This is a genomic window from Arthrobacter sp. SPT-J7 (assembly GCF_059089965.1).
On the sequence record NZ_JBNHFF010000111.1, the window covers coordinates 1 to 10546 of the forward strand.

The 10546-nt window shown below is 63.8% G+C and carries 14 protein-coding genes; 10 read left to right on the forward strand and 4 right to left on the reverse strand.

From position 1 onward, the window contains the following. Window positions 1-311, reverse strand: a 311-nt coding sequence (locus tag AC5RWX_RS25590; RefSeq protein WP_494099092.1) for a LacI family DNA-binding transcriptional regulator, incomplete at its 3' end; no start/stop codon positions are given. A gap of 143 nt (window positions 312-454) precedes the next feature. On the opposite strand from AC5RWX_RS25590, the gene AC5RWX_RS25595 reads away from it, so the two are divergent. From AC5RWX_RS25595 to AC5RWX_RS25640, 10 genes are all read left to right on the forward strand, one after another. Next, a complete protein-coding gene (locus tag AC5RWX_RS25595; protein WP_494099093.1) occupies window positions 455-1726 on the forward strand; it encodes an FAD-binding protein in 1272 nt (423 codons plus the stop codon). 93 nt (window positions 1727-1819) lie between these two features. Then, window positions 1820-2371 (forward strand): cysteine hydrolase family protein, encoded by a 552-nt coding sequence (locus tag AC5RWX_RS25600; RefSeq protein WP_494099094.1) that lies wholly within the window; start codon window positions 1820-1822, stop codon window positions 2369-2371. Window positions 2372-2498: 127 nt separating this feature from the next. Continuing rightward, window positions 2499-2801, forward strand: coding sequence for an urease subunit gamma (locus tag AC5RWX_RS25605; RefSeq protein ID WP_494099095.1), 303 nt, complete (start codon window positions 2499-2501; stop codon window positions 2799-2801). A gap of 10 nt (window positions 2802-2811) precedes the next feature. After that, on the forward strand, window positions 2812-3171 hold the full coding sequence (locus tag AC5RWX_RS25610) for an urease subunit beta (protein WP_494099096.1): 360 nt from the start codon (window positions 2812-2814) through the stop codon (window positions 3169-3171). Next, the gene (gene ureC, locus AC5RWX_RS25615) at window positions 3168-4940 is read left to right on the forward strand and encodes an urease subunit alpha (protein WP_494099097.1); all 1773 of its coding nucleotides are present in this window, start codon (window positions 3168-3170) and stop codon (window positions 4938-4940) included. The genes AC5RWX_RS25610 and ureC overlap by 4 nt, the downstream gene beginning before the upstream one ends. Before the next feature lie 22 nt (window positions 4941-4962). Further along, window positions 4963-5442 (forward strand): urease accessory protein UreE, encoded by a 480-nt coding sequence (gene ureE / locus AC5RWX_RS25620; protein WP_494099098.1) that lies wholly within the window; start codon window positions 4963-4965, stop codon window positions 5440-5442. Window positions 5443-5496: 54 nt separating this feature from the next. Next, a complete protein-coding gene (locus tag AC5RWX_RS25625; RefSeq protein WP_494099099.1) occupies window positions 5497-6165 on the forward strand; it encodes an urease accessory protein UreF in 669 nt (222 codons plus the stop codon). 12 nt (window positions 6166-6177) lie between these two features. Then, window positions 6178-6795 carry an urease accessory protein UreG gene (gene ureG, locus AC5RWX_RS25630; RefSeq protein ID WP_494099100.1) on the forward strand — a complete coding sequence of 206 codons (618 nt, stop codon included), beginning with the start codon at window positions 6178-6180 and terminating at the stop codon, window positions 6793-6795. 149 nt (window positions 6796-6944) lie between these two features. Next, window positions 6945-7775 carry an urease accessory protein UreD gene (locus AC5RWX_RS25635; RefSeq protein WP_494099101.1) on the forward strand — a complete coding sequence of 277 codons (831 nt, stop codon included), beginning with the start codon at window positions 6945-6947 and terminating at the stop codon, window positions 7773-7775. Next, window positions 7775-8839 (forward strand): HoxN/HupN/NixA family nickel/cobalt transporter, encoded by a 1065-nt coding sequence (locus tag AC5RWX_RS25640; RefSeq protein WP_494099102.1) that lies wholly within the window; start codon window positions 7775-7777, stop codon window positions 8837-8839. The genes AC5RWX_RS25635 and AC5RWX_RS25640 overlap by 1 nt, the downstream gene beginning before the upstream one ends. An 88-nt stretch (window positions 8840-8927) precedes the next feature. Here the strand turns inward: AC5RWX_RS25640 and AC5RWX_RS25645 are convergent, their stop codons facing one another. From AC5RWX_RS25645 to AC5RWX_RS25655, 3 genes are all read right to left on the reverse strand, one after another. Beyond that, on the reverse strand, window positions 8928-9380 hold the full coding sequence (locus AC5RWX_RS25645) for an LbetaH domain-containing protein (RefSeq protein WP_494099103.1): 453 nt from the start codon (window positions 9378-9380) through the stop codon (window positions 8928-8930). A 119-nt stretch (window positions 9381-9499) separates the two neighbouring features. Continuing rightward, entirely contained in the window at window positions 9500-10159 is a 660-nt protein-coding gene (locus AC5RWX_RS25650; protein ID WP_494099104.1) for a GntR family transcriptional regulator, read from the reverse strand. A 121-nt stretch (window positions 10160-10280) separates the two neighbouring features. Next, window positions 10281-10546 (reverse strand): transketolase C-terminal domain-containing protein (locus tag AC5RWX_RS25655; RefSeq protein WP_494099105.1); only part of this gene is annotated, 266 nt, incomplete at its 5' end.

Genomic DNA, 10546 nt, shown 5'->3' on the forward strand with positions numbered 1-10546 from the left:
TGGGCGCGGTCCCCGTCGGTTTGCTCGATGAGGACTTTCAGGCCGCGGCGGGCCGCGGCCTTGATGACTGAATCCGCCAGTTCGGCAAAGTAGCTCAAGGAGAGCTCGGGAACAGCGAGCCCGATCACGCCGGTCTTGCCCGACCGCAGGCTGCGCGCGGACATGTTGGGACTGTAGCCGAGCTCGGCGATAGCCTCCATGACCCGCTGTTTGGTGTCCGTGCGAATATGCGGGTAGTCGTTGATGACATTGGAGACAGTTTTGATGGACACGCCCGCCGCCAGTGCAACGTCCTTTAGTGTGGCCGCCATACCGCTCCCTGAGATCCCGCCGTGATGCCCTGTACGTCACGTATGGAAACAAGGTTACAACGTTGTAGGATGGCCGGGCGCGCGTTCGGAGGCAGCGCTGCACCCATCACTTATGTCGCGACACCGGCCAGACAAGGACGACCATGATCGAGGAACAGGTACGGGACAGGCTCAACTGGGCGGGAAACTATGAGTTTCGGGCCCCGACGATGGAGTATCCATGCTCGCTTCCCGACCTTCAGCATGCGGTGGCACAATCTCTCCGCGTCAGCGCCCTCGGGTCACGGCACTCATTCAACGATATAGCGGACACTCCGGGAACCCTGGTATCCCTCGATGCCCTCGATCCCCGCATTGAGGTGGACGAGGCTGCGCTGACGGTTACAGTTGGCGCGGGAGTCCGGTACGGAGTCCTTGCCGGGTACCTGCAGCGCCGGGGCTTCGCCCTCCACAACCTCGCATCCCTGCCCCACATTTCGATCGGCGGCGCTATCGCGACTGCAACCCACGGTTCGGGGAACAGGAATGGCAACCTCTCCACCGCCGTTGTCGCCCTGGATCTCGTGACAGCATCCGGTGATGTCCTGTCCGTGGCCCAGGGCGACCCGGACTTTGAGGGCATGGTTGTGGGACTTGGCGCACTTGGTGTCGTCCACCGCGTGACGCTGGAGTTAGAACCATCATTCGACGTGCGCCAGGACGTCTTCACGGATGTGCCATGGGACGCCGTCCTGGCAGACTACGAGGCAGCGACATCGTCCGCCTACAGCGTCAGCCTGTTCACTGACTGGGCCGGGGACGCCATCGGCCAGGTGTGGCTCAAGAGCAGGATGGATGGAGCCGCGGTGCCCACGACGTTTTACGGCGGAATACCGGCTGCCCGGGCTCACCATCCGGTGCCGGGTGTGGCCGCTGACCACTGCACCCAGCAGTTGGGCGTCCCCGGGCCATGGTCCGACCGCCTTGCCCACTTCCGCCTCGCCTTCACGCCCAGCAGCGGGCAGGAGCTCCAGACCGAATACCTCATCGGCCGGGAACACGCCATCCAAGGTATCCAGCGCATGCGCGAACTCGCGCCGAAGATCACCCCCTTGCTGCAGGTCTCCGAGGTGCGGTCAATGGCAGCAGATGAGCTGTGGCTCAGCAGCAACTACCAGCGCGCCGGGATAGGCCTCCACTTCACCTGGAAGCCACTTCAGGCGGAAGTTGAGGCGCTCCTGCCCGAACTTGAGGCCGCACTCGCGCCTTTCGAGATGCGCCCGCACTGGGGCAAGCTGTTCGCGGCGGAAGCCGAACAGCTCGCACCGCTCTACCCCAGGTTTGACGACTTCCGGGCCCTGGCCCGGCGCTTGGATCCTGAGGGCAAATTCCGCAACGCCTTCCTTGACCGGAAAGTGTTCGGTACGCCAGCCTAGAATCCGCACTTTACGTTTCGCCCGGCCGGCCTCAGGGTACCTTTCCCGCAGAGCTCAACGAGGGAGCAGAGCTCAAGGAGGGAAAGGTGCCACATGATTGCACTTCTTGTCATCGACATGCAGAACGCGTACTTCGAGGCGCCGGAACTGGCGGCGCAACAGGAACGGCTGGTTGCCTCCTGCAACAGGTTGCTTAAAGCCTTCAAGGCAAGCGGACACAAGGCGTTAATGGTGGGGACCGAGCACGAGCGGGACAAATCCACGTGGACGCTGAACATGCTTGACGATGACCAGGGCTTCATTTTCCGTGGCAGTGAGCAGACGCATGCAGTGCCGGGCCTTGCCATTGACGGCCTGCCCCAGCTGAACAAGACGCGTGACAGCGCCTTCGTTGGCACCAACCTGCTGTCCCGGCTGCGCAACTGGGGCGCTGACGAAGTGGTGCTCGCGGGAGTCTCCACGCACAACTGCATCGCGCAGACCGGCGCAGATGCGTTCGCGCACAACATCCGGGTCACGTACGCAAAGGACGCGATGGCCTCGGAAGACAACCAGGACGCTAAGGACATGCTGCGCATCCTCTCCACCAGTTACCGCCAGCCGGTCCAGTCCACGGACGAGATCCTGGCCCGGCTCAGCCTCTGAGTCTTCCCGTCGCGTTGGCTGTTGACCCGGAAGCGGAGAGCCGGGGATAACAAACCTGAAACGTGGCGGAAACCTCCGCCCCCTACTGTGGGTCCCACGCCGTCCGCTGGCCGTCGAAGGGACCCTCATGCATTTGATGCCACGTGAGCAGGAAAAACTCTTGATCGTGGTGGCCGCAGACCTGGCACGGCGACGCCAGGACCGTGGACTCAAGCTCAACTACCCCGAAGCCGTGGCCATCATCAGCTACGAGCTTATTGAGGGCGCCCGGGACGGCCGCACCGTCGCGGACCTCATGAGCTACGGCACCGCTCTGCTGCGCCGGGAGGACGTGATGGAAGGCGTGCCCGAGATGATCCGTGACGTGCAGATTGAGGCAACCTTCCCGGACGGCACCAAGCTCGTCACCGTCCACGATCCCATCCGCTGAAGGGCAGGCCATGATTCCAGGAGAGTACGTCCTAAGGCCGGAGCCGCTGACGGCGAACGCCGGGCGGGAGGCGATCGACGTCGTCGTGGTTAACACCGGTGACCGGCCTGTGCAGGTGGGGTCGCACTTCCACTTCGCCGAAGCGAACGCGGCCCTGACGTTCGACCGCGAAGCAGCCTACGGCCGGCGCCTGGACATTCCCGCCGGCACTGCTGCGCGGTTCGAGCCAGGGGACTCCCGGAACGTGCGGCTGATCGAACTGGCCGGCGCCCGAGAAGTGTACGGCCTGAGTAATGCCGTCAACGGTCCATTGAGCAACGGCAAGGGGCCGGCAGGAGCCCGGCACGGTGTGAAGGAGGACGGCGAGTGAGCTTCGAGATTCCCCGCCGGCAGTACGCGGACCTGTACGGCCCGACGACGGGTGACGCCATCCGCCTGGCTGATACCGACCTGTTCCTTGAGATCGAAAAGGACCTCACCGTCTACGGCGAGGAGGTGGTGTTCGGCGGCGGCAAGGTGATTCGGGACGGCATGGGCCAGAACGGCCAGGTGACACGGGACGGTGTTGGTTCCGGCGGCGGGGTGCCGGACACCGTCATCACCAATGCCGTGATCCTGGACTACACAGGTATCTACAAGGCTGATGTGGCCATCAGGGATGGACATATCTTCAAAATCGGCAAGGCCGGCAACCCGCAGATCACCGACGGCGTGGACATCGTGATCGGCGCAAGCACCGAAATCATAGCCGGCGAGCGCAAGATCCTCACCGCCGGGGGAGTGGACACCCATATCCACTTCATCTCCCCGGACCAGATCCCTGCAGCCCTGACCAGCGGCATCACCACCATGATTGGCGGCGGTACGGGCCCGGCCGAAGGCACCAAGGCCACCACGGTGACCCCCGGAAAGTGGCACATCCAGCGGATGCTGCAGGCGGCCGAGGGTTTCCCCATGAATATCGGACTGTTCGGCAAGGGCCATGCGTCCGCCGTCGAACCTTTGGCTGAGCAGATCCGTGCCGGTGCCATCGGGCTGAAAGTCCACGAGGACTGGGGCTCCACCACTTCGTCCATCGACACGTCCCTCACAGTCGCCGACGAATACGACGTCCAGGTCGCCATCCACACCGACACCCTGAATGAGTGCGGCTTCGTGGAGGACACCATCCGCGCCATCAACGGCCGGGTCATCCACACCTTCCATACCGAGGGCGCCGGCGGAGGGCATGCACCTGACATCATCAAAATCGCAGGGATGCCCAATGTCCTGCCTGCGTCCACCAATCCCACGTTGCCGTACACACGCAACACCATCGAAGAGCACCTGGACATGCTGATGGTGTGTCACCACCTCAACCCGGATATCCCGGAAGACGTGGCGTTCGCTGATTCGCGCATCCGGGCGGAAACCATCGCAGCCGAGGACGTGCTGCAGGACCTGGGCATCTTCTCCATCACCTCCTCCGACTCGCAGGCGATGGGCCGGGTGGGCGAGGTGATTACCCGCACCTGGCAGGTGGCGGACAAGATGAAAAAGCAGCGCGGCGTGCTCATGGACCGCCGGGGAGACAACGCAGCAGGTGTCCACGGCTCACCGTCGGGCCTGGGGCCGGGCAGCGACAACTTCCGCCTCAAGCGCTACGTGGCCAAGTACACGATCAACCCGGCGATCGCGCAGGGGATTGCGGACTCGGTGGGCTCTGTGGAGGTGGGAAAGTTCGCCGACCTCGTGTTATGGGACCCGGCCTTCTTTGGGGTCAAACCCGAGCTGGTGATCAAGGGCGGACAGATCGCTTATGCCCTGATGGGCGACGCCAACGCTTCCATTCCCACCCCCCAGCCCCGGACCATGCGCCCAATGTTCGGCGCATTCGGCAAGGCCCTGCAGCAGTCATCCATCACCTTCCTCTCGCAGGCCGCGATCGACGCCGGCGTCCCCCACGAACTGGGCCTGGAAAAGATCATCCGGCCCGTCTCGGGAATCCGGACGCTGACCAAGGCAGACCTGAAATACAACGACGCCACCCCGGACATTCAGGTGGACCCGGAAACGTACCAGGTAAGAGTCGATGGCGAGGACGTCACCTGCGAGCCGTCCGATGTGCTGCCCATGGCCCAGCGCTACTTCCTCTTCTGAAACCCACCACTGGAGCCCCGACGTGATCATTGAAGAAGTCCTCGGCAACCTGCACGAACTGCCGGACCCGCATGCCTACACCAACCTGCACCAGGAGAAAGTGGTGCTGCCCAGCACCCAGCTGGTCAAACGCGTCCAGCGAGCCACCACGGACCACGGCAAGGAGATCGGCATCAGGCTGCCGTCCGGATCTGGCGACCTCCGCGACGGCGACATCCTGCACCTCGAGGAGTCGAACATGATCGTGGTGTCCGTGCTCCCCACTGACGTCCTGGTGATCGCGCCCCAGACCATCCACGAAATGGGCGTCGTGGCCCATTCCCTCGGCAACCGGCACCTCCAGGCGCAGTTCTTCGACTCTGCTTCGGAGTATGAAGCCGAGGTCATGGTGTGCGCTTACGACCACACCGTCGAGGACTACCTTCGCCACGCAGCCGTGCCCTACTCCCGCCAGGAACGCGTCATGCCCGTACCTTTCCGCCATGCTGAGCACTCGCACTGAATTTCTCCCCTTTTCCTCGTGTCGCTCTGCTTTGTCACGTTGGGTGGGGCTTCAGTGAGTGGTTACCAGCTTGCCTTGCAGCAGTTGACCGATTCCGCTTTGCCAACTGGGGCTTTTGCGCACTCTCTTGGCTTTGAGACTTATGTCGACGCGGGTGTGGTCGTTGATGAGGCTGGTTTTGGCGAGTGGTTGTCCGCCTTTATCTCGCAGCCGCTTTCTTACTCCGATGGGTTGGCCATCCGGTTTTTGTATGAGGGGGTTGGTGTTGGTGAACTGGACGCACTGTTGTCTGCTTCGCTGCTGCCTCGGCAGGTTCGGGAGGCCAGCGTCAAGATGGGCTTGCGGCTGCTCGAGATTGGCGGGAAGATCTTTCCCTCGCCTGAGCTTGGACTGTACCGGGACCTGGTGAGTGGGAGCCTGGCCGCGGGGCATCAGCCGCTGGCGTTCGCCGTCGTCGCCCGCTCACTGGGAGTGCCGCTGCAGGAGGCGCTTGCCGCCTATCTTTTCGCCGCCGTCACGTCCCTGACCCAGAACGCCGTCCGGGCCATCCCGCTGGGCCAGAACGCCGGGCAGCGGCTGTTGCGGCAAGCGGCCGACGACGTCGCTGCCGCCGTCGAACGGGTCTCCCACCTGAGGTTGGACGACTTTGGTGCCGTCACGCCCGGACTGGAAATTTCGCAAATGCGGCACGAACACCAACGTGCCCGGATGTTCATGAGCTAGCAGGAGGACAAAATGACTGAACCCATCAAAATCGGCATCGGCGGACCGGTCGGCGCCGGCAAAACGCAGCTGGTGGAGCGGCTCACCCGGCACATGAGCGGCGAAATCTCCATGGCCGCCATCACCAACGACATCTACACCATCGAGGACGCCAAAATCCTGGCTGCCAACGGGATACTGCCCGTTGACCGCATCATCGGCGTCGAAACCGGCGGCTGTCCGCACACCGCCATCCGCGAAGACACCTCCATGAACACCGCCGCCATCGAGGAACTCAAAACCCGGCACCCGGACCTGCAGGTGATCTTCGTCGAATCCGGAGGCGACAATCTCTCCGCCACCTTCAGCCCCGAACTCGTGGACTTCTCCATCTACATCATCGACGTGGCCCAAGGCGAGAAAATCCCCCGCAAAGCCGGCCAAGGCATGATCAAGTCCGACCTCTTCATCATCAACAAAACCGACCTCGCCCCCCACGTCGGGGCAGATCTGGCTGTCATGGAGCGGGATTCCAAGGAGTTCCGCGGGTCTAAACCTTTCTGCTTCACAAACCTCAAGACCGACGAGGGACTTGAGGCCGTCATCGAATGGGTGAGGCGGGACGTCCTGATGTTCGACCTGGCCCAATGAGCACGACGGCGGCACTTCCCCCGGCCGCTTCACCGGGTACCGGGCTGGGTCCGGCGGCTTCACCGGATTTGGGGCCGTGCCCGCTTCGCGGTGCCCACCACACCGCGGCCCCCAAATCCGGCCCCGCCGCCTCAGTGGCTCAGTAACCGATGGGCGTGCTTGAACTGAAAGTCGCCGTTCGGCAAGGACGTTCGGTAGCCGCGCATCAATTCCATCAGGGCGCTCTTCGTGTTCTGCGGCCGCATTACTTGGATGACTCCGGGCAGGTTTGTTACGTCGTTGTGAATCCTGGCGGTGCTTATCTTGGGGCTGACCTTTTTGTTGTGGATGTTGAGGTCGGGGACGGTGCTGACCTGTTGTTGACCACTCAGTCGGCTACGAAGGTGTACCGGACTCCTGGGTCTTTTGCTGAGCAACGGATGGTTGTACGGCTGGGGGACGGAGCCCGGTTGGAACTGCTGCCCGACCAGCTCATTGCCTATCGGGAAGCCAGCTACCGGCAGAACACGTCGTTTACGGTGCGACCGTCGTCGTCACTGGTCATGGCGGAAGTAGTGACACCGGGATGGTCGCCTGACGGAGCGGCGTTCCGGTACGAGGAGCTGCGGCTGCGGAACGAAATCTGGGTCGGGACAGACGAAGGAAGCCAATTGCTGGCGTTGGACAACCTGCTCATCCGGCCGCCGTCGGGTGATGTCACCGGGACGGGGTTTATGGAGGGCTTCAGCCATCTGGGTTCGCTGATCGTGGTGGGAGCCCAGGTGGATCAGGCGCTCGCCGACGAGCTGCACAGCATCACGTCGGGGCGCGATGCCTTGACCGGAATTTCGCTGACCCGCAGCATCGCCGGGACCACTGGGCTGGTCCTGCGGTCACTCTCGAGCAGCACAGGGGAATTGAACCTCCTTCTTGGCGCCTGCACCTCCCTCCTTCGCGAGCGCTGGCACGGGCAGGAACCACTGAACCTGAGGAAGCACTGATGACAGCCATCACCAACATCACCACCCTCTACCGGCGGCGGGACGCCTTGCCGCTGTGGACCCGCCTACTGTGGATGTTCGGTGCGGTGGCCGCGTTGCATACAGCCGCCGTCGTACTTCTGCTCGCCGGCGGCCCAGGCAACGCCGGGGGAACCAGTGCCCAGGCTCTCACCGGGGGACTGGTCCTGACGGCCTATCTCGCGGGCGTGAAGCACAGTTACGACTGGGACCACCTTGCGGCCATCGACAACTCCACCCGCAAGTTCGTGGCGAGCCGCCAGGACCCGGTCAGCGTCGGCTTCGCCTTCAGCCTCGGACACAGCTCCGTCGTGACGCTGGCCGGTGTGCTGGTTATTGCCGGCGCCGCCGCCATTGGTGGATTCATGCAGGACGGATCTGCCGGCAACCTGGTGCTTGGGCTGATCGGCAGCGGCGTTTCCGGGTTGTTCCTGCTGGCGATGGGGCTCTTCAACGGGTCAGCCTTCGCCCGCTCTGCGCAGGCCTACCGCCGGGCGCGGTCGGGGGCCGCGATTGATTTTCGGGACCTCGAACCGACGGGACTGGTGGCGCGGCTGCTCGCCCGGCCGCTGGCCAGGGTGCGGCGGCCGCGCAACATCTACGTGATCGGCTTCCTGTTCGGGCTGGGCTTTGACACCGCCACCACCATCGGGCTGCTGATGATGACGACGGCGGCATCCTTGGCCGGGGTGCCGCCCGTTGCCCTGCTGGTGCTGCCCCTGGCGTTCACCGCCGCCATGACCCTGTGCGACTCGCTGAACGGGATGGCGATGATGCGGATGTACCGTTCGGCACTTGATGACCCACAGCGGAAGCTCGGTTTCAACGCCCTGGTGACCGGTATCTCTGCGGTATCAGCGCTGTTCATCGCGGTGATCACGCTGGGCGGCTTCGTCAACGCCGCCTTCGCGCTGGACGACCCCCTGACGGTGTGGCTGGGATCGGTTGACCTGGGCGACGCCGGTTTGCTGCTGGTAGCGCTGCTGCTGGCGGTCTGGGGTGCGGCTACGGTGAAGGGGCGGGTGGAGCACCGCCTGCGGCAGTAAGCAGGGTGGCGCGGGGCGGGCGGCGCCGCACTTAGGAGGAGCAATCCCGGCGGAGCGAAGCAGGCAGGCACCAACCCGGCCACCCGGGTCATGCCGCCATCCGGCCCTTGTTCTTCCGGTGCGGACGCTTTTTTGCCTGGTCCGGGACACCTGCTTTCGACCCCAGCGGCACCTGACCGCCGTCGGGAACCCTGCTGTCGGCGTGCAGGTGCACCCCGTGCTCGATGAGGACGCTGGAACCAATGCGTGAGTGGCTGCCGATGTGCACACGGTTTCCAATCACTGTGCCCCGGCCTATCCGCACGCCATCGCCAATGACGGCCCGGTCGCCGATAGTGGCATCGCGGTCGATCCAGCTGCCATGGCCGATCCGGCAACCCGAACCGATCCGGGCGCCGTATTCCACATACGTCATCGGGCCGACGTGCGAGCTCTCGGCCACTGTGGCACCCGGAGCAATGAGGCCGCCGCCATTGGCATGACGGGCGTAGCGGGTGACCTTTCCGGCGTCGTCTTCAACTGATACAAACTTCGCGTTCATTCAATCCCTCGTTAACGGTTGCGGTCTCTTCAGCCGCACATTCAGTTAACGGTTCGGAACTCAAAGGGATTCCCGGGAACCGGGACGACAACGGCGGTGCGGCCTCTGAAGCCTGGGCCTCAGGCCACGAGGTTGGCTGCGGCGGTGTCCATGTGTGCGCGGATGGTCTTCCGGGCGAGCGATGCGTCGCCCGTTTCAATGGCCGCCACGATGTCACGATGCCGGTCAACGCTCATGTTCTTGACGCCCTTTTCCAAGCCGCCGAACATGATGGACATCCGGATTGACCCTTCCAAGGACTCCCAGGAGTGAAGCAGGGTTTCGTTGCCGGTCAGGCGGCAAAGAGTGCGGTGGAATTCCATGTCGGATTCGATGCGCTCTTCCAGGGACAAATCCTGGGCTGCCTCCATAACGTCTATGGTCTGGTGCAGGGACTGGATAGCGTGGGCTCGGTCCGGGAGTTCGCAGAGGGTGCGGGCAGCCAAGGATTCAAGGGCCGCACGTACAGCGAAGATGTCCCGGATTTCCTTCTCATCCAGGTGCCGGACTGACAGCCTGCCGCGGGGCCCTGCGGACAACAGGCCCTCCTGTTCAAGCTGGCGCAGCGCCTCGCGCAGCGTTCCCCGGCTGATCTGCAGCATCTCGGAAAGTTCTGTTTCCACCAGATGCCGCCCGGGCGCCAGTTCACCGCTGGTGATGGCAGTCCTCAGCGCTGACAGCGCCTGCTCACGCAGGCTCTTCTTTTGTAGTCCCAGCAGCGGGGCTGTCAGTCCGGCCATGGCGTCTGTCCTCGATGTTGTAAGTCGACTGTTTACAGTCCGTCGTTGTCTCGATATTACGGCAGAAAGCACGGCACCGGGCAGGACCGGTACCGTGCTTCCCGCATTCTCCGTAGCCGCGCTAGCCGAGCTCGGCGAGGACCTTGGCGACGATGCGGTCCGTGGCGAGGCCGTAGCGGTCGTGGAGAGTGGGCAGTGCGCCGGCGTCGAGGAACTGGTCCGGCAGCGCCACCGGGACCACGCGCTTGCCCACGCCGGCAGAAACGACGGCGGAGGCTACCGTTTCAAACAGGCCGCCTACCACGGAGTGGTTTTCCAGGGTCACGGCGAGCCGGTCGGTGTTGATTTCGGCGAGGACGGTGGCGGCGTCGAACGGCTTGATGGTGG